Source organism: Paenibacillus sp. Soil787, assembly GCF_001429545.1.
Classification (GTDB): domain Bacteria; phylum Bacillota; class Bacilli; order Paenibacillales; family NBRC-103111; genus Paenibacillus_E.
The window spans coordinates 1-19,641 of the sequence record NZ_LMSP01000035.1 but is presented as its reverse complement, the minus strand read 5'-3'; the positions used below and the strand labels follow the sequence as shown (position 1 = coordinate 19,641).

The window sequence follows — 19,641 nt, the reverse complement described above, 5'->3', positions numbered from 1 at the left end:
ATTTGCGTTGCTAGCGAGATTTTGCAATCTCTTTTTTGAACGATTTCTCGTTCGTGCTTACTCACTCGTTGTTCAGTTTTCAAAGATCAATTTCTTTCATTTTCCGTCCTACTCTCTCGGCCGGATTTATAATATAGCATAATCGCCTAACCAAATGCAAGCTTTATTTTTACTTTTTTCGATAAAAATTTCAACTCGTTTTGGCCGGAAAAACAATATATCATAGAGTCTTGAATATTGCAATACCATTTTCGACACTTTTTTCAAGTTGGAATGCGATTAAGCACTTGTTCTACAAGTTCCTGTTCGAAACGTTCCTTTAATGAATCATTGCTAGGCCCTACAACCAAACCAATCTCTTTGAATTCACGGATCAGGTTTTGAATATCAGCAAGGTTCCCCTCTTGTGCGAATTGCTCTGTCTGCTCAATCACATGATAAGCAATTGCTTGATACGCATCAGCAAAGCTTTGGTCAACATCAACAGCAGCCCGATAATCTGCATAATATCGTTTAAACGTTTGAATGAGTGTTTCGTCCATCTGTCACTCTCTCCTTTCAAGTTAGGAGTCAGTTTGCCTCAAGGAAAGGAAAAATATGCACCATATAAAAGCAAAAGCTCCCGCTGTCTGGCAGCAAGGAGCTTTTCGCATGATTCATGCCTTTTTCATTTTTTCTGTAAAGGAAAATTATTTAACTTCAATAGAAGTAATAACTTGATTATATCCTTTTAACTGAACCAGATGATTTTGCACCAGTTGAGTACGGTCGCCAGTAATTACTACATTCGGAGATACGTTGTAGATTGTTGCTGCGTTATTTTGCGATAATGAAACTGTTGCGATCCTGCCTTGTGCGTCTGGTGTTGAATAGTTAAATAGGCCAATTACATCAATTCCTTGATTATCTTGAGCCAACTTCGTCACTTGAATAGTAACTTGGTTACCGGAAGTTGTGATATTGACTACATCGCCAACTTGAAGCAAGACAGCAGGTACCTGTACACCACCACGATAAATAACTACATTAGAGCTAAGTGTATATGGAGTTGTTGTTCCTGCTGAATTCGTCAAAGTCAACACATTATTGTTGTTGTAAACTGCAGCGGTAATCGTCCCGCTTGTGACGTTATTTTGTTGAGCCATTTTCGTTACTTCAATATAATTAACAATATTATTAAAACCATCAACTTTAACTTCATCGCCTACTTGCAGTTGAGCAGCGCTTACTTGTACACCATTACGCAGTATGAATACATTTGGGTGAAGGGTGTACGGAGTTGATACGCCATTTTTAGTAAGCGTAAGAACGTTATTAGCAACTACAGCGTTGACAGTTCCCGTGCTAACACTTTGGTCCTCGTCAGGCAGTTGGTTGCTTGTGCGATCAAGCAAAGCAGCAAGCTGAGCGCGTGTAACAGGTTGGTTCGGTCTGAATGTGTTGTCCTCGAAGCCGTCAATCAATTTCTTCTCGATCGCTTCTTCAATATAACCTATAGAACCCGCCGGGATTTTGCTCGCATCTTTAAATGTTAGTGTTGAATTCATTTTTGTTTTTGCTTCTGTATCCAGTTTCAAAGCTTTGACCAACAATGTTGTCGCCCATAGACGGTCTGCAGGCTTATTCGGTTGAACGGAGTCATCGCTCTCAGAGAACAGGTCGTTTTCAAGCGCTACGGCTACATAACCAACAGCCCATGAAGGGACTTTGTCCGCATCTTTGAAGTTCAATTTTGTTTGCATTTCTTCAGCGGATTCTGCTTTATCTCGCAATCCCATAAGACGGACAGCAGCCGTGATTGCCTCAATACGGGAGACGGTGTTACTCGGTCTGAATGACCCATCTTCATATCCTTCAAATACTCTTTTGGAAGACAAGCTTGCTATGTAACGCAGTGCCCACTCCGCACTTTTCATATCATTGAAGTTCAGATTAATTTGGATGTTTGATTGCATTTTAAAATTGTTTTTGTTTCCACCCTTACCATGATCATCATGGTCATTCCCTTTGGCAAACGCTGCTGAAGCGCCCCCCATTACCATTGTAAATACAAGACCAGTTGTTACAAATTTCTTCATAAGATTCTTCTTCATTCAAGTTCGCTCCCTTATTCATATAGTTGGTTTTATTAAGTTGTGTGGAGCCTTCGCGAAGGGTTCCTGGTTATGCTACAAGAATTCGCCCATCCGATTATATTTTTGGGGGTGGACATGAAAATCTTTTATATCAACCTATTTCCGAGTCTATTAAATCCACTATGAAACTGCTACACTTAAACCATATCAGACTATCATTAAAGGAGTTTACCACATGCGTTTACGGAATCCGCGAGTTCAACTTATTATTGCTCTAGCCGTTCTGCTTATTGTTTTTTTCGCTTTTTCGTATAACAAGATTTGGCCTAAGCAAGGGAACATTGAACCGAGTGTTTCTGCGTCAACCATCAAGCATCCAAACACTCCAATTGTGAGCGATGCCCCCAGAGCACCTCTTGTCGCAACCAATAATGAGAGCATTAATACAGATCCTGCTGAACACATCGATGTCGTTGTGATCGGCAGTGAGCTCGAAGGTCTTTACCTAGCCAGAGCTGCAGCAGATGAAGGCTTGAAGGTTAAAGTACTGGATCCTCATAAAGCTTTTGGAGGTCAGATTCTCCAAAGTCAAATGCTATTTCTCGATGAAACCCGCGATGATCAAGGTCATTTACTCGTACAAGGCCGTGTCAAAGAATTATTCGACGGTTTCCGAAACGCCAAAATTCGTAAGCTTCCTGAATTCACTACATATATGAATAAATTAATGAAAGACATTCCTTTGGAATCAGGCATTGTTATTAATGAGATTGAACAAACGAATACACCTGATCATATGAACAAAATCTCTTCTATCGTTTATAGTACGGAGCAGAATGAAAAAAAGAAAATTACAGCCTCCTATTGGGTCGACAATAGTGATTATGCTGCGTTAATCAGCAGATTGGATGCCAAGAGATTGCCAGGTCTTGAGAAGTTCTATGGTCAGAAAGAGATCGAGTATATGAGCGCCGGTATGATGATGAAGTTCAAAAATGTCGACTGGAAAAAGTTTAATACCGCATTTAATCTATTAAAACCGGAAGAAAAATTAAAGCAATTCAGTGGCGGTTATGTAAGTGACAGCTTCGCTATTGGGCTAAGCGGAATGACTAAGGCCTATCATCCTTCCAATGATCGAGTCTTTCTAAGAGGATTGAATGCGGTAAATCAACGGGATGGGGAAGTACTAATTAATGCCCTTCTGGTTTATACCGTTGATCCTTCAAACCCTGAATCCATCCAAGAGGCTGTTAATCTAGGTAATAAAGAAACACCTTTGATTCTCAATCACTTCAGGAAAACGTTACCCGGCTGGGATCATGCTGAATTAGGCGAACTTCCTACATATCCTTATGTCCGAGAGTTTAATCACTATGAAATGGATTATGTTTTAAAACCATCTGATCTCCTTTCAGGCACGATGTTCTGGGATAATGTGAGTATTGGCGGGTATCCGCTTGATCTACAGGGCACAAGTGCTAACAAGTGGGGGATTGAAATGGGGCGTCCGGATAAATACGGCATGCCGCTGCGCAGCTTTTTGCTAAAAAATTATGATAATGTCATCGCGGCTGGAAAAAATGTAGGTTCATCGGCTATCGCCTATGGAAGTACAAGAATTCAACCGAACACGAGTCTAGCCGCGGAGTCTATCGGAGTTATATTAGGTCAACTGCATGGCAAGCAAAAGCTGAGGGAAATCACCCCCGATGAAATGGCCAAACTCCAGCAGTACTTAGCTCTCCACTATCAAATCAAGCTTACGGGAGTAGTAGGTAAGAACAAAATTACCGGTTGGAACGAAGAAGAAATTAGAAAGCTCGACTCGGGTGAAATTACCTATCCTAGCTATAATAAAACCAGGAAAAAACCTGCTATTAATCATATAAAATGAATAGAAAACCGTGCATTCGTTCCTTGAGCGAATACACGGTCTTTTTTCGTCCAAAAAGGCATTTGATCTACGTAAACAAAATAGTTGAAATAAATGCATACTCCACATTATAATAAGTTATATACTTACGAACACTTACAATCACTTAAGCGATAGGAGTGAAAAACACTTGTTTCAAGAAGAAAGACTTATTTCAATCGTTGAATACTTAAAATCAAATAAGCGAATTACCGTTGACCTCATTTGTGAGCTCTACGATGTTTCACGAGACACAGCAAGACGTGACATGGTTAAACTCGAAGAACAAGGGACTATCATTCGAACGCGCGGTGGAGCCATCCTCCCTACCCTTTCCAAAGAAGTTGGAGATTATGATCAAAGGCTCCAAGCAGAGTCTTCCTCGAAGCTAACGATTGGCAAGACAGCTGCGGCACTTGTTCAAGATGGCGATTATATCATGATGGATGCTTCGACCACTGTTCTTCATGCTGCCACCCTACTTAGCTCCAAACAGAATATCGTCGTGACAAGTTCAATTGAAATTGCTGCAATTCTCACTCGTAAAGATGAAACTACGATCCATATTCTTGGCGGTGTACTGGATAACAAGCACCATAGTGTATACGGAGCGAAAGCGATCGAGATGTTAAATGACTATCATGTTGATAAGCTGCTTATCGGAACTTGTGGAATTACAGAAGAAGGGCTGTCTGCTCCAAACGAAGAGGATTGTTATCTAGTTAGAGCCATGATGCAGCATGCGGACCAAGTTATTGTACTAGCGGATCATTCCAAATTCGGAAAGCGATTGTTTCATCGCGTAGTGGGCTTCGAGAGTATTGACATCCTTGTAACGGATCAAGCATTAAGCCCTGAGATGAAAGAGAAATTACTTGCATGTGATGTGGAAATCGTATTAGCAGGAGGAGAAGACCAGGATGATTAAACTTATCGTAAGTGATTTGGACGGCACCTTACTCGATCACAATAAGAAAGTCAGTTCTAGAGAATTAGCTGCACTAAGGAAAGTTAAAGAAGCAGGTATTGCACTTTGCTTGGCATCAGGAAGAATGAATATTGAAATGCAGCAGGTACTGGCCGAAATTGGTCATCGCGCCTATTCCGTATCGCAAAATGGCGCATTCATCCACTTAGATGACGGTTCGTTCATGAAATCTCAGCTTTTTCAACCTGAATTGGCTTATCAAGTGTACCAACTTCTTAAGGATTTCGATCTCGTCAAGCTCGTTTGCTCGGGCGAAGCGAATTATATCACGCATTTGACTCCTGCTTCCGATGAGGTGCAGTCCCGAACATTCCAACCTTTTATTGTAAAAGAAGATGTGGAGCAGTCGTTGGAAGGGGACTTTACTGTTTGTAAGTTTTCGATGTTTGGAAAAATAGAAACTCTCCTGGAGCTTAAGGCTCTTATGGAGGAAAAGCTTGGGGGTCAGCTAGAGATGTTCATTTCCGACAAAGATTGTCTGGATATTATGCCTCTCGCTGTTTCAAAAGGCAGCTCACTGCTTGTTCTAATGGAAAAATTGGGCTTACGGCCAGAAGAAATTGCCTGTTTCGGGGACTCTTTCAACGATGTATCGATGTTCGGTATCACTCCTCATAGTTTTGCTATGAAAGGGGCTCATCCGGAGGTCAAACAAAAGGCATTGTACCATGTTGATTCTGTTGCAGAAGCCATTAGTCATGTATTTGCTTATAATGAGAAATTCGCTGCTCAGCAAAAAGGAAGCACTATCGCATGAAAAGACTATTAATTATGGCCTGCTTGTCCTACTTATTGACAGGCTGCACCCACGTTATATTCGGAGCAGTATTGCCCGAATTACTCGCCCATTACGGAAGAAGTTACAGTGACGGGGGTCTACTTGTATTTATGGAATTCGGAGGCTTCCTTCTGGGTGTACTCTGTATGCCATCTCTCATTCGTCGCATCAGTCGCAGAAGTACTATTACGACGGCTTTTGCTCTTCTCTTCTTGGCGATGATCGCCATCGTTCTGCTGCCTCCTTGGCCCATTGCGGTTTGTCTGTCATTCATAGCCGGGGTTGCTTTCGGTCTTGTTGAATCCAGCATCAGCACCTTTGTATTAATTGCAGCAAAAGAACAACAAGCGATTGCTTTCAGCAGGCTAGAGGTTTTCTTCGGACTTGGCGCATTATTTATGCCTATAGTATCAAGTATTCTAATTGCCAATGGTTTATGGAAATACGGATTTATGCTATTAGGATTAAGCGCGCTCACTGCGTGTATCGTCTGGTCAAAGCTTTCCTTAGGCGAGCATGATGAGCTATTGGCTCATAAAGCGGACCCCTCGCAGCGGACAGAGAAAATTCCTGTACTCACCAAGAGTTCCTTGACGTTTCTCTGTTTACTCATGATTGTTTTCTTCTTATATGTAGGAATGGAAAATACCATCGTTAACTTCTTGCCATCCATCTTTACCGATCAATTACATGCTTCCAGCTCTGTTTCATCGCTTGCCGTAACAGCCTATTGGTTAGCCATGGTTGTAGGCCGACTATTCGCAGGTGTTGTTGCTGAGAAAATGACTTATTTCCGTTACTTGGCGGTCTCTTTTGCAGGCAGTCTGCTAACCGTACTCATTTGGGTGTTTAGCACGAATCTATGGAGCAGCTTCGCCGTTGTACTATTACTTGGACTTTTCATGTCCGGTATGTTCGCAGTAGCTCTCATTTATGCGAATCAGCTGCTTCCAGGACGTACGGAGCAAACAACGAGTACGCTTATCGCCGCAGGTGGATTAGGTGGTTCAATTCTTCCCTTAGGTGTCGGTTGGGGGATGGACCGCTTTCATGTTGGCGTGTCCATTTGGTTTGTACTGATTGGCATGTGTGTCGTGTTAGGTATCATTTTATATTCTCGGAGGTGGAACGTTCAGACCACAAAGTCTGTATAAAGATAAAAATGGGGCTTTCCCACAAGCCGTGAAAATGGCTTAGGGATTGCCCTTTTTATACTTGCTGTTGCTCGCACTTAATAAAGAACAAGCGGAGGAACCTTTCTTAACGATTCCGAGGTAATGACACTTTAAAAGTTGTACCTACACCTACCTTACTTTTCACTTCAATTTCTCCACCATGGGCTTCAATGAATTGCTTGGCGATCGCTAAGCCGAGTCCCATTCCACCACTATGCCGCGATCGGTCACCTTGGACACGATAAAACCTATCAAACAAATAAGGAAGATGCTCAGTCGGGATCCCCGTGCCTGTATCCGTGATCGAAATCGACAGAAAATCTTTGTGATTCGGTTCTATCTTCTTTTCTGTCAGATGGATCGATATTTGCCCTGAAGGAGGTGTATATCGGATCGCATTCCCAATTAAGTTATAAAACACTTGCGTGATTCGATGAGCATCTATTGAAAGAACTGAATCTTCTCCCCCCGATGATAGAGTCAATTGGACGCCTTTCTCATCCACTTCCGTTCGTAGCAATTCCTTCAATCTCACCAAAAGTTCATATACATTGGTCAGTTTTTTCTCCAAAGGTAACTTTCCTGCCTCAGCTAAAGACAAATGATGAAGATCGTTCACTAATGCGCTCAATCGAATCAATTCATCCTGCATGGGCAGCAATGTTTCGGGTGTGATCGTTTTGCCGTTCTGTTGAATGAACTCTAGCTGCCCCTGAACAATCGTTAACGGCGTACGTAATTCGTGCGCGACATCAGCAACAAGGTGCTTTCGCACTTCCTCCGAATGTGCTAGGTTAGCCGCCATTTGATTCAGCGCCTCAGCCACTTGACCGTATTCATCCCGAGTGGTTAAAAGAATAGCCTTGCTTAAATCACCTTTACCTATACGGTCAATGGCTGTCGTCAATTGATGTAAAGGTGCTGTCAGCATGTGGGACAACCAGAATCCCAGCACTAGTGCGATAATCGTTAAACCGCCGATCACTTTAAAGGCAACATGAAACATATTGATGTAGATGTTCTGTTCGATTTGAACCAATTGTTGATCATTAGGGTTCAACCTCATTTGTTCGGCTGCAGCGACAAGAGCAGGCAGATGACTTCTCATATACCCTTGTGTACTCATCAAATAAGCAACTGCCATGAAGAATACTAGAATCGCCATAGCGCTAAATAGCTTTATCCTGACGCTCATAGGCCATCACCAAATTTATAACCGAATCCGTAAACCGTTTGCACATAGACAGGATTGCTTGCATCGTCCTCTATCTTCTTCCGTAGATGACTGACGTGCGCATCAATTGTGCGTTCGAAATTCAAAAAATCATCGGCCAGCGCAGCCTTAAGCAGCTGCAGTCTGCTATATACAATCCCCGGCTTGGTAGCTAATGTGAGCAATAGCTTAAATTCAGTCGGTGTTAGCACCAACTCCTTACCCTCTTTCCAAACCTGGCATTTCGATTCGGAAATGACCAATTCTCCCCGCTGCATCACTTCAGATTCTTCCGACTGTCCTTGAATTCGTCTTAGAACCGAACGTATTCTAGCGGATAGCTCCCTTAAGCTAAAGGGCTTCGTCAAATAATCATCTGCCCCGACCTCCAACCCGATAATTTTATCCATTTCCTCTGATTTTGCTGTCAGCATAATGATCCCCATCGTACCTAGCTTTCTAATCTCTCTACATACTTCAATCCCATTCATCTCAGGAAGCAACCAATCGAGTACGACCAAGGCCGGACGCTCATTTTCGGCTATACGCAAGGCATCGGATCCCGTCTCAGCCGTAAGGATACGAAATCCTTCCTGCTGCAAATAAGGGACGATAACCTCCAGAATCTTTACTTCATCATCTACGACAAGCAGGGTTGTACTCATGGATGCCAGTCACCTCTTTCTTCCTATTTTACCCCATTATACTGCGCAAAAAGCCAGTAACAACGACTTCATCGAAATAACTAAAGATCTTCATAAGTTCACAACATTCGTTTGTTATATTGGGGTTATTGAATTGCATAGGGGGATAATAAAGTGAAAACCTTGAAAAAAATTGCAAAAATATGGCTTATCAGCTTAGCTTCTATACTTGTAGTTGGAGGCGGAACTTACTATGTACTTGCCAAAATGTCTGAACACCCAGCCTCCATGAATATGGGTTCCATGGACGGGATGATGATGGGGCAAGAACATATGCCCATGACCATGAATTCGCCACATCCAGAAATTCCGATGAGCTCTTTGAAGGAGAAAGCATCGGATGCGCCTGTGAAAACTTTTGAAATCCAAACAGAGGCAAAAGTAATTGATACAGGCAGTGGAAAGACGATAGATGCTTGGACATATAACGGCACCGTGCCTGGCCCTGAAATCAGAGTTCAGCAAGGAGATCGAGTCGTTGTTCATTTGAAGAATCGACTATCCGAAGGAGTTACGATCCATTGGCACGGCGTAGAACTGCCGAATGCAGAAGATGGCGTGGCAGGTCTAACCCAGGACGCCGTTCAACCAGGCGGTGAATATACGTATAATTTCATAGCCAAAAAGCCCGGCACCTACTGGTACCACTCTCATCAATTTAGCGATAATCAGACTACCAAAGGCTTGTATGGCACACTCATTGTGGAGCCTAAATCCACGTTAATCACTTATGATAAGGATTATACAGCCGTGCTCCATAACTGGCCGGACAATATCTTTACAGTGAACAACACGAGTGACGGTGAGCATTTTGACGCCAAACCTGGTGAGCTTGTCCGACTTCGTATTGTGAATACCGCAAGTGACACTCATATGACGACACTTATTGGAGCACCCTTTCAGGTCGTCGCCATCGATGGCTATGATCTTCATGAGCCAACACCACTGGATGGAGTATTGCTTCCAATTGCAGCTAGCCAGCGTTATGACTTAATCTTCAAGATGCCCGAAAGCGGCACGGTTCAAATCGTCAACGTCGATAAACCCGGGTTTCAAGGTAATTTCTTTACCAAGCTGTTAGGGCTGAAGACTCTATCGGCTGAGGCGGAAAACCAAATGCTGACCGCCACGATTGGCAAACCGGCCGCTCAAGCCGATTTTGCCATACTACGTTCGAATCCGGTGTTTGACTTTACAACATACGGGACTCCTGTACAGACGCAAGATCATCTGTCGATTGACACCACATTTGATCATCAGTATGAGATGAAGCTCGGAAATTCACTAGGTTTCTTCAATGGTGGATTCACCATGAGATTCAAAATTAATGAAGCAACTTTCCCTAATATCCCGTCCTACTCCGTTAAAGAGGGGGACCACACGAAGATCCATATAGAAAATAATACGGACATTCCGCATCCGATGCATCTGCATGGTCATTTCTTTAGAGTTCTATCCAAGAACGGCGTCCCACTCTCCGGTAGTCCGGTGTACCTTAGTACACTGCTTGTAGGTAAGCAGGAGACCTATGATATCGCCTTTTCAGCTGATAACCCTGGCCTTTGGATGCTGCATTGTCATAATCTCGGTCATGCCGCGAATGGGATGGACATGATGATCAATTACGAAGGGGTAACGACCCCTTATGCCGTAGGCAAGAAAACGGGCAATCATCCTGATTAACACTATACTAGGATAAACGACTCCGTCGTCCATCAGGGACGAGCGCGTTTGTCAAGGTAGATGCGAAGCAAAAGTATAAAACTTATACTTTCTTATCTACTGAAAAAAAGGACAACCGCATTTGGTTGTCCTTTTAATTATTATGCGAGCTTATCGCAACGGCTTTAATTGGATGATGATGGCTTTTTCCTCAAAAAGTACATTCTTTACACCAATAAGTTTTGGCAAGTGATCTTCAATAGGGAGTTCAAAAGGTGCAAGTTGAAGCCATTCACTTGGTACTTGCATGCCTTTAACACTTGTACTTCTATGTTGAACGATTAAATTCGGCGGGTTCCAAGCAAGGGTGAACATCATTTGGGCACCGATGGGTATCTTCTCCCGCCACCTCACATTCACGTCAGCCACAAGGTTCGAACCTTGAAGTGTAAGCTTCGCGCCTTCAATTCGAAAGTCGTTAGGCAGAACCTGATGGGCAGCAAGCTGCTTCTTTACCACATCATTAAGGTCTTGTTCCGTTAGCTGTACCTCCAGCTTCCGGTTCTTAACGATGTCTGCGATCTTACTGCTGACCGTGATTTCTTTATAATCTAGGTTTAACGTTTCGGTAGGTTTAACATGCCGAACGGCGATCGCAAGTGTAGCCGTAAGGATGATGACCACCGCTATGGCGAAAATGAAAAATTTTTTCAGCACGTTTCACACCCCGCAGATGACAATTTGTTGATGCCCGCATAGATAGGGCTACTCTTTGTTCTGCTGCTTTTCTTTGAGCCAGCGAGGAGCGCCCTTGCTCTTGCGATCTCGCTCGCGCTGTGCTTTGCTCACAGCCTTGCCACCGGTGGCTGCGTTCGCCTGCGCCGCCGGCTTCGCCGGGGCAGCGCTGCTCTGGCCGCGCGCCTCAGGTGCCGCGGCGCTTGTGCGTACCGCGCCCGCTGGCGCGGCAGCATCCCGCGCGCCAGCGGAGCTGCGCGCAGGTGCTGCGCCGCTCGGGCGCGCAGCTTCGCGGCGGCTGCGCATCGTCGCCGCACTGCGGTCCTGGGCCGGGTCGACGAGCCGGCCCTCGTACATCGCCTTCGGCGCGATCGTGATGCCGAGCTGCTTCTCGAATTTCTCGAGAATGAACTGCTCCTTCGGCGTCACGATAGAGATGGTCGTGCCCTCGCGGCCCATTCGACCGGTCCTGCCTACGCGGTGGAGATAATACTCCGCGTTGGTCGCAGGATCCAAGTGGAAGACATGGGTCACGCCTTCAATATCCAGTCCCCTTGCGGCAACGTCCGTTGCCAGCAGCAATTGGAATTTCCCTTCCCGGAAATTCCCCATCACTTTGGCCCGATCTTGTTTACTAGCTTCTCCGTACAAGGCTTCCACAGATAAACCAACGTATTGGAGTTTGCCCACCACTTGGGCAATGTCGTCTGTGACGTTGATAAACACAATAGCTGATGTAGGCTTAATCAGACGCACAAGTCTTCTCAGCGTGTCAATCTTTTCACGCTCCTGACATACCACATACATGTGTTCCAATGTTTCGGCTGTGCGCTGACTCGGATTGATTTTGATAATCACAGGATCTTTGAGCCATCTCCCCGCAGCTTGCTCGGTGCTTGCAGGGATCGTCGCAGAAACAAATACCATCTGACTGGACTTAAGCATCCCTTTAAGGACTGCTTCAACATCCTGCATGGAACCTAGCTCGAACACTTGGTCCACTTCATCAACAATCCCCATTTTCACATGATGCAATGTTAGCTTCTTTATTTTCATAAGTTCAAGCAAGCGACCCGGCGTACCTACAACAATATGTGGGTGTAGTCGAAGCTTTTCTACTTGTCTAACAATGGCTGCTCCGCCGATAAGAGATTGAGAACGAATCGGTCCACCTTCTGTGAACTTCTCAATTTCCTGCATGATTTGCATACCCAGCTCCCTGGTGGGAACGACAACAAGCACCTGCAGTTGTTTTTGGGTAGGATCGATTCGTTCTAATGCTGGAAGCAAATAGGCTAATGTTTTACCCGTACCCGTTTGTGATTGAATGATGGCGTCTTTCCCTTGTTTTAAAACAGGAATACCTTCGGTTTGAATCGGTGTTGGCTCACCAATCCCTAATTCTTGCAATTTATCTAAATAGGACTGCGCGATTTGCAGTTGTTCAAAGCTTTTACTCAATTTATGAAAACCCCTTTTCTCATCCAGTCTAATGTCCTTATTATATGCCACGCCGTAAAACGATACAAATCGACAACCACTGAAGCAGAAATAAGCGCGAAAACGCGCTTATCCTGGAGCGCCCGAACAAATAAGCGCAAAAAACGCGCTTACAGCGAGAGCTCTGCGAGCCGAAGCTCGCCCACAGAGTCTGAGAAGCCGGAAATCGGCTTCTCAGCAGGCTTTCTCGCCCATCCCTGCAGAAATAAGCGCGAAAACGCGCTTATCCTGGAGCGCCCGAACAAATAAGCGCAAAAAACGCGCTTATAGCGAGAGTTCTGCGAGCCGAAGCTCGCCCACAGAGTCTGAGAAGCTGGAAATCGGCTTCTCAGCAGGCTTTCTCGCCCATCCCTGCAGAAATAAGCGCGAAAACGCGCTTATCCTGGAGCGCCCGAACAAATAAGGGGTAAGCTTTGCTTACCCCTACCCCCAAAACATATATATTCTGGCGGATAAGAGTCCTAAATGACTCTTATCCGCCACATCCCCACTCTTCAAGCAGTCGCTGTTTAATCACATCACGTGCCCGGTACAAGCGTTGTCGAACAACTCCCTCCGTTACACCAAGCTCAATAGCCATATCTTTGTAAGATAAATTATGGATCCATTTCATCGCAATAATTTGCCTGTAGGAGGGGCTAAGCTGATTGACATAGGTGATAATAGCCTCGCGCATTAGCTTCAGCTCAACTTCTTGGTCCAGTGGAACTAAATACTCAGATGTTGATGCCGCTTCCTTGAAGCAGAGGTTGAGTTCGGCTTCCAGCTCATCTCGGTTGCGCTTGTGCTTACGAAGATGATTGAGTGTAACATTCCGAGTTAACTTCTTAACCCAGCTTTCATATTTATCAATCTCAGTCAATAAAGGCGCTTTACGAACAGCCCTAAGAAATGACTCCTGGATAATGTCTTCTACCGCCGCATGATCCCTCAATATGAAGTAAATCATGGGATATACGAGGAGATAGAACTCCTGATATATCTGTTCCTGCACGCTCTTATCTAATGTATAAAAATCACTGCTGAATATCAGTCTCAGAGACTTCGAATTAAACGCCCCCTAGCCTACCAGGTAGAACCAACGTATTGTGTTCCTACCTTATTTTAGGTCATAAAACGGGAGTAAACAATGATAATAATTAATTTAAGTGGAAAAGACTTCCTCCTTACTTCGTTTAAGCTTCTCATCGAGCCATGTAAATACGTCATCCAAAGCCATTTCATCCTCTGTTCGAGGAAATCGATGCTCAAGTCCTGTATATAACGCCATCGTATAATCTTTGCCGGCTTGCTCCAGAGAATTAGCCAGTTTTCTTGCATGTCCGATGTCCACTTGTGAATCTTTCGTTCCATGAATAATATAGATGGGCGAGTCGATTTCATTTGCCCAATATGCTGGGGACCGATCGATGTAAGCCTCGACTTGTTTCTTCGGATGTCCGACAACCCGTTTGAGCATCCGCCGCAAATCCACACGCTGCTCATAGGTATCTAACATGTCACTGACGCCACCCCAAACGACAACAGGACCAACCCCACTGCACTCTCGAGCTGCACGCATGGCCATAACAGCACCTCTGGAAAATCCGATTAATGGTACGGGACCTGGCAATACTTCCTCTAAAGATTGCACCATTGGAATAGCATGAAACAAATCGAATCTGTCTTCCCCGCCAAAATCCTCCCGTCCCTCCCCGCCTTCATTTCCCCGATAATAAGGGGCAAAGACGACGTAGCCGCGTTTAGCCATCGATATTATTCTTCGTTTACGAACCATCCCAACCCGTTTAATGCCGCCGCGGCAGTAAATAACAGCAGGTCGTGGACTTGGTCCATCTGGAACGGCTAATAGGCCTTTCACTTTTAGGCCTTGACTAACATAAGTAAGGATATAAAGCGATATATGCTTCACGAAGCAGCGAATTTGCTCTTTACCTACTAGTTGACCATCTCGGATTTCATCTAGTGCTATGGACATGGGTTCCCCCTATTTTGACAGCTGTCATATCATCATATAAACTAAACGTACGTACTACACCTATTTTCCATCCGAAGGGATGAAACTATGAATACAGATTTTGAGAACGAATTTAATTCCTTAGTGTTCAAAACGGCTGAACTCATCACAGGCGATACTTCCCCTGAAATGCTTGAGAAAATCAAGATCTGGGCCTTTTTTAATCATGTTCATAAGTCGCTGCCGGCACTAACCTCTCACTGGAATAAAACCCATCCAGAAGGCAAAGCCGAAGTACGTCGCATTTTTGAAGAAATTCGAGAATTAAATCAGGCCTTGCAAGCGGCGAAAAAGCCGGAACAGACATAGAATCGTCCATCATTGAAAGAAAAAAAAAGCGGAATCCCACTCTATAACTGGGAGCCGCTTATTTTTTATTTAAAATGCCTGATGCCAAGCGATCAAACATTCGAGGGAATAGATGAAATAATTTGATTCCCATTCCAGCTACAAAAGGAAGATCTTTCTCAGGAATATTTTTTTCTATCGCATGTAGGAGTGCTTTGACGACTTTCTCCGGTTTAAGCATAAACCAAGCCACATTTTTGACATAGTTACCGCTCGGGTCAGCTTTATCAAAGAAAGGTGTTGAGATGGGTCCCGGGTTTATCGCAGTTATTGAGATCCCAGTTCTATTTAGCTCCTGCCGCAAGCTGTTCGTGAAGCCCAACACTGCGTGCTTAGTGGCGGAATAACCAGTGGATTTAGCCGAACCGATCTTACCCGCCATAGAAGCTACGTTCACGATATGACCGCTCCCAGCCTTCAACATATGAGGCAGAACAGCTTGGGTACAGCGAACTAAGCCCATGTAATTTACATTCATCATTTCTTCAAAATGTGCAAGCGGCGCCTCCGTAAACGACTCAAATATCCCGTACCCCGCGTTATTAATCAAAATATCAATACGACCAAATTTGGCTATAATTTGTCCCACAACTTCATTCACTTGCTCTGTATTCGTGACATCCATCTCGTAAACGGCATGCTGCCCTTGCAAGCCTGAAGCTATTTCTTCAAGTTTAGCTGAACTGCGTGCTGTTAATATAGGAATGGCCCCTTTGGCTGCAAATTGCTGTGCCATAACGGCGCCAATGCCGCTCGAAGCTCCTGTAATCAAGACGATTTTGTTCGAAATGTTCAAGCTTACCTTCTCCTCATTGCGCAGATTATAAAAAAATGGAGATACCGCTTCAGCAGCACTCCAGTTCATTTTAGCATATGTATCTATACTAGGTCTCTTACGTGATTAATACTTGAATGTCCAGTTCGCCAATGTTATCCATGATCAAAGGTATGGTCAATGCTTTCTTCGGCACAAATCCTGCAGCCGTCGCAGATTGAACAATCTTCGGTGGTGTAATATCCACCCTAACCCCTTGATTGAAGAGCATCGTGCTTGCATTCCCACTAATCATATTACCCAGCTCAGAGATGGCGCTCTTACCCATTTCATCCATTTCTGTAATAACAAATCCACCCATCATGGCAGAAACCATTTTCAAAGCAACATCCTCAGCTAAGCCGAAAACAATATCGCCTTCCATCTGCCCGGTCATCCCGATTTGGATCCAGATATACTTTTCCACAAATTTGACGTCTTTGATGCCGAGCAGCCCCGTTGTTGGGCGAATGTTAGCAACTTGCTCGATGACAATTCTAGCCGATTCCAAAAAGGGATTAATGTACTCAGCCTTCATAGCTCCGCTCCGATCTCAGTTGTGAATAAGTTCCACAGAAAAACGACCTTTTTCAACATTATACCTAAAAAATTAGGACAAGTATACTGTCTTTTTCGATAAAATAGTTCCTACTACTCAGATACACAATCTCATCCTGCCTTCATACTTATATTGTCGAACAACGATTCAATTGTTCAAAAACAAAGGAAACTGCAACATGGATATGGAAGAATATATATATTCGTGTCGAATCCTGATAAGCTTATGGGAGAAAATTCCTTGAAGGGGCGTTGAAAGTCTGTATGATTAAACAGCATATTACTGCTCGAAATTGGAATTTATATCAACTTGCGCTTGTTTATCATATTCTTGTTGTATGTTTGATTGGGACTAATTTCTACTTTATACAACCTCTTGCATACATACAAAATAACCCATGGTTAGGTCTATTTATCGATGTCATTCTATTTGGCTCGATTCTTGGATTGGCTTTATTTGGCATTAAAATAGTAAAAAAAAGAGAATCTTCCATTAACGAAACCGCGAAGCGGTATAAATCTCTTTATGATAATCATCCTGATTCTATTATCTCCTATAGCTTAGACGGCGAAGTATTGTCCGCTAATCATGGATTGGAAAGCCTCCTTGGACTAGCTCATGAGACATCGATGTTAACTTCCTTCATTCCTATGATCAATCCGCCCGATCTGCTCAAGGCTTTGCATCATTTCCAAGTGGCTTCCGCCGGGATGTCGCAAAATTTCGAGGCTGCTTTTGTTCATCAGAAAGGATACCCAATCCAATCCAATGTAACTTTCGTCCCGACGATGGTAGACGGCAATATTGTAGGGGTTTACGCCATTCTCAAAGATTTGACCGAAGTCAAAGAACAGAAGAAGGTCATCGATAAGCTGTATAAGCAAAATCAACTCATTCTCAATTCCGTTTCAGAAGGTATATATGGAATTGATATGAGTGGTCGGACGATCTTCTGGAATAAGGCCGCTGAGGCTATAACCGGATGGAAAGTAGATGAAATGCTAGGCAGGCAAATTCATAATCTCATTCGTCCCGTTAAGAGTGATGGCTCTCTTTATCCAACTGAGGAAAGTCCTATTTTGAATACCATTTTGAATCATGAAGTTTCTGATATGCAAGAGGATATGTTCTGGAGAAAAGACGAAACCAGCTTCCCGGTCATGTACATGTCTAGTCCAATGCTGGAGGGCAAAGGTCAACTTCTAGGTACAGTTATTACTTTCAAAGATATTACCGAGTTGAAAAAGACGCAAGAACTTCTAATCAAATCAGATAAGCTGTCTGCAGTTGGGCAGTTGGCTGCTGGCGTTGCGCATGAAATCCGTAATCCGCTAACGGCTTTGAAGGGATTCTTACAGCTGCTCAAAACGAATAATACGAAAGAGAAATATTACATAGAAATCATGCAAAATGAACTAAAGCGTATTGAATTTATTGTGAATGAGTTCTTGTTTGTATCCAAACCGCAGGCGACACATTTCGCAACTCAAACCTTAGATTCCATTGTCACTAGCACAATTGAACTCCTTCAACCTCAAGCATTGCTTGGCAATATTCAAATTGAAGCCGAACTTAGGCCAGATCTGCCGCCTGTCTCCTGTGATGAGCATCAACTTAAGCAGGTTTTCATCAATATTATGAAAAATGCATTGGAAGCTATGCCACAAGGTGGTACAATGCGGATTCAAACTCTTTTGGATAATATCCCAAACTACATAACTATACGTTTCATCGATCAAGGGTGCGGTATTGCACCAGAGCGGCTCCCCAAGCTTGGCGAACCATTTTATAGTACGAAAGAAAAAGGAACAGGACTAGGTCTTATGGTCTGTTATCGAATTATCGAAGCACATGGCGGCTTTATGGAAATTCGCAGTAAATTAGAAGAAGGAACGACGGTTGAGATCACACTTCCTTCCACGAAATAAACACAATAAGGGAGTGCTTGCAAGATGAAGGGTTTTCTCATTGATTTAGACGGTACACTGTATCGGGGACATGAACCGATTCCCCATGCGGCGGCATTCATTCATTGGCTGCACCAGCACCAATTAAAGTACTTACTCGTGACGAACAATTCGTCTCGCACGCCGGAGCAGGTTGCCGAGCATCTGCAAGAGCTCGGCATAGAGGTTCCAGCGGCCGCCGTCTATACGTCATCGCAGGCGGCCGCTCAGTACTTGACCGAGCAGCGCGGAGGCAACCGCGTGCATATGGTCGGCGAAGCCGGACTGCGGATCGCCTTGGAGGCGTCCGGCTTCGCCCTTGGTGATGGGACGACGCCGGATTACGTCGTCCAAGGCATTGACCGCAGCTTCTCCTACGAGAAGCTGACTGAAGCGGTCCGCCATCTGACGCATGGCGCGACCTATGTGTTAACCAATCCCGACCGCATGCTGCCGTCGGATGGTGGGCTTATGCCAGGAGCTGGCTCCCTGGCAGCTTCGATCACCGCCGCCTCGGGCGTGGAGCCGGTGGTGATCGGCAAGCCTTCGCCGATCATCATGGCTTACGCCATCGAGCAGCTCGGGCTGCCAGCCGCCGATGTCTGGGTCATCGGCGATAACGTGCATACCGACATCCGCGGAGGCATGTTGGCGGGATGCCGCACGGCGCTCGTGTTGACCGGTGTCGCCACGGCGGATAATGTCCAAGAGCAGCTGGCGTCGGCGGGCTTGACGCCGGACTTGGTCTGCGATGATTTGCAGCATTTCATCGCGCATTTCAATGAATGGGACGGCTTATAATGTACACTTTCATATTCAACTAGGACTAATTCAGAAACGGTAAATACCAACTAACGCAGCTACTTTTAGGATGTTTTATAATGTTTTATATCGTTATCGAGGTGGAATTCCCCTATATGAGTGAGTTTAGCCGAAGTTAATGATGTTTTTTATCGCTAAATTGGGATGAGCGTTAGAAGCAGCTACTTTAAGGATGTTTTATACCGCTATCGAGGCGGAATTCCCCTATATGAGTGAGTTTAGCCGAAGTTAAGGATGTTTTACATCGCTAAATTGCGATGAGCGCAAGAAGCAGCTACTTTAAGGATGTTTTTGAAGTTAGACTAATAGATGGACACACCGAATTGATATAATGATAATAAAAATATCAATGTAAAGTGAGTGTGTAAAATGGGAGAGCGACGGCAGCGT

18 protein-coding genes are annotated in these 19,641 nt (G+C 44.4%); 8 read left to right on the top strand and 10 right to left on the bottom strand.

The genetic code is table 11. The annotated features are described in order from the left end of the window. Nucleotides 1–263: 263 nt before the first annotated feature. Nucleotides 264–542 carry a hypothetical protein gene (locus ASG93_RS25880; protein WP_056836720.1) on the bottom strand — a complete coding sequence of 93 codons (279 nt, stop codon included), beginning with the start codon at nucleotides 540–542 and terminating at the stop codon, nucleotides 264–266. A 147-nt stretch (nucleotides 543–689) separates the two neighbouring features. Next, entirely contained in the window at nucleotides 690–2,093 is a 1,404-nt protein-coding gene (locus tag ASG93_RS25875; protein ID WP_063891972.1) for an S-layer homology domain-containing protein, read from the bottom strand. 217 nt (nucleotides 2,094–2,310) lie between these two features. Here ASG93_RS25875 and ASG93_RS25870 point away from each other — a divergent pair, with 217 nt between their 5' ends. The 4 genes from ASG93_RS25870 (at nucleotide 2,311) to ASG93_RS25855 (ending at nucleotide 6,910) form a co-directional block, all read left to right on the top strand. Continuing rightward, nucleotides 2,311–3,972 carry an FAD-dependent oxidoreductase gene (locus ASG93_RS25870; RefSeq protein WP_056836719.1) on the top strand — a complete coding sequence of 554 codons (1,662 nt, stop codon included), beginning with the start codon at nucleotides 2,311–2,313 and terminating at the stop codon, nucleotides 3,970–3,972. Nucleotides 3,973–4,141: 169 nt separating this feature from the next. Then, complete coding sequence (locus tag ASG93_RS25865; RefSeq protein WP_056836717.1) at nucleotides 4,142–4,918, top strand: DeoR/GlpR family DNA-binding transcription regulator; 777 nt, start codon at nucleotides 4,142–4,144, stop codon at nucleotides 4,916–4,918. After that, nucleotides 4,911–5,735 (top strand): Cof-type HAD-IIB family hydrolase, encoded by an 825-nt coding sequence (locus tag ASG93_RS25860; protein WP_056836714.1) that lies wholly within the window; start codon nucleotides 4,911–4,913, stop codon nucleotides 5,733–5,735. Before ASG93_RS25865 ends, ASG93_RS25860 begins: the two co-directional genes overlap by 8 nt. After that, nucleotides 5,732–6,910: an MFS transporter gene (locus ASG93_RS25855; RefSeq protein ID WP_056836712.1), complete on the top strand. Its 1,179-nt coding sequence runs from the start codon at nucleotides 5,732–5,734 to the stop codon at nucleotides 6,908–6,910. Before ASG93_RS25860 ends, ASG93_RS25855 begins: the two co-directional genes overlap by 4 nt. 106 nt (nucleotides 6,911–7,016) lie before the next feature. Here ASG93_RS25855 and ASG93_RS25850 read toward each other — a convergent pair whose 3' ends face one another. Beyond that, a complete protein-coding gene (locus ASG93_RS25850; protein WP_056836709.1) occupies nucleotides 7,017–8,126 on the bottom strand; it encodes a sensor histidine kinase in 1,110 nt (369 codons plus the stop codon). After that, nucleotides 8,123–8,809: a response regulator transcription factor gene (locus tag ASG93_RS25845; RefSeq protein ID WP_056836707.1), complete on the bottom strand. Its 687-nt coding sequence runs from the start codon at nucleotides 8,807–8,809 to the stop codon at nucleotides 8,123–8,125. Before ASG93_RS25845 ends, ASG93_RS25850 begins: the two co-directional genes overlap by 4 nt. Before the next feature lie 153 nt (nucleotides 8,810–8,962). Here ASG93_RS25845 and ASG93_RS25840 point away from each other — a divergent pair, with 153 nt between their 5' ends. Then, the gene (locus ASG93_RS25840) at nucleotides 8,963–10,531 is read left to right on the top strand and encodes a multicopper oxidase family protein (protein ID WP_056836705.1); all 1,569 of its coding nucleotides are present in this window, start codon (nucleotides 8,963–8,965) and stop codon (nucleotides 10,529–10,531) included. Between the two features lie 150 nt (nucleotides 10,532–10,681). On the opposite strand, the gene ASG93_RS25835 is transcribed toward ASG93_RS25840, so the two are convergent. The 4 genes from ASG93_RS25835 to ASG93_RS25820 all read right to left on the bottom strand — a co-directional run bounded on the left by ASG93_RS25835 (nucleotide 10,682) and on the right by ASG93_RS25820 (nucleotide 14,723). Further along, the gene (locus ASG93_RS25835; RefSeq protein WP_056836702.1) at nucleotides 10,682–11,227 is read right to left on the bottom strand and encodes a hypothetical protein; all 546 of its coding nucleotides are present in this window, start codon (nucleotides 11,225–11,227) and stop codon (nucleotides 10,682–10,684) included. A 48-nt stretch (nucleotides 11,228–11,275) separates the two neighbouring features. After that, on the bottom strand, nucleotides 11,276–12,706 hold the full coding sequence (locus ASG93_RS25830) for a DEAD/DEAH box helicase (RefSeq protein WP_056836700.1): 1,431 nt from the start codon (nucleotides 12,704–12,706) through the stop codon (nucleotides 11,276–11,278). A gap of 511 nt (nucleotides 12,707–13,217) precedes the next feature. Then, nucleotides 13,218–13,739 carry an RNA polymerase sigma factor gene (locus ASG93_RS25825; RefSeq protein ID WP_235550968.1) on the bottom strand — a complete coding sequence of 174 codons (522 nt, stop codon included), beginning with the start codon at nucleotides 13,737–13,739 and terminating at the stop codon, nucleotides 13,218–13,220. A gap of 150 nt (nucleotides 13,740–13,889) precedes the next feature. Next, nucleotides 13,890–14,723 carry an alpha/beta hydrolase family protein gene (locus ASG93_RS25820; RefSeq protein ID WP_056836696.1) on the bottom strand — a complete coding sequence of 278 codons (834 nt, stop codon included), beginning with the start codon at nucleotides 14,721–14,723 and terminating at the stop codon, nucleotides 13,890–13,892. Nucleotides 14,724–14,810: 87 nt separating this feature from the next. On the opposite strand from ASG93_RS25820, the gene ASG93_RS25815 reads away from it, so the two are divergent. Further along, nucleotides 14,811–15,071 carry a DUF2573 family protein gene (locus ASG93_RS25815; RefSeq protein ID WP_056836694.1) on the top strand — a complete coding sequence of 87 codons (261 nt, stop codon included), beginning with the start codon at nucleotides 14,811–14,813 and terminating at the stop codon, nucleotides 15,069–15,071. Nucleotides 15,072–15,129: 58 nt separating this feature from the next. Here ASG93_RS25815 and ASG93_RS25810 read toward each other — a convergent pair whose 3' ends face one another. Both ASG93_RS25810 and ASG93_RS25805 read right to left on the bottom strand, forming a co-directional pair. Beyond that, on the bottom strand, nucleotides 15,130–15,906 hold the full coding sequence (locus ASG93_RS25810; protein ID WP_056836723.1) for an SDR family NAD(P)-dependent oxidoreductase: 777 nt from the start codon (nucleotides 15,904–15,906) through the stop codon (nucleotides 15,130–15,132). 97 nt (nucleotides 15,907–16,003) lie between these two features. Then, nucleotides 16,004–16,462 (bottom strand): chemotaxis protein CheX, encoded by a 459-nt coding sequence (locus ASG93_RS25805; protein ID WP_047680719.1) that lies wholly within the window; start codon nucleotides 16,460–16,462, stop codon nucleotides 16,004–16,006. 284 nt (nucleotides 16,463–16,746) lie between these two features. On the opposite strand from ASG93_RS25805, the gene ASG93_RS25800 reads away from it, so the two are divergent. Together ASG93_RS25800 and ASG93_RS25795 are read left to right on the top strand one after the other, a co-directional pair. Further along, nucleotides 16,747–18,411: an ATP-binding protein gene (locus tag ASG93_RS25800; protein WP_056836692.1), complete on the top strand. Its 1,665-nt coding sequence runs from the start codon at nucleotides 16,747–16,749 to the stop codon at nucleotides 18,409–18,411. Between the two features lie 24 nt (nucleotides 18,412–18,435). Beyond that, nucleotides 18,436–19,230, top strand: a complete 795-nt coding sequence (locus tag ASG93_RS25795) for a TIGR01457 family HAD-type hydrolase (protein ID WP_056836690.1) — start codon at nucleotides 18,436–18,438, stop codon at nucleotides 19,228–19,230. Nucleotides 19,231–19,641 lie beyond the last annotated feature (411 nt).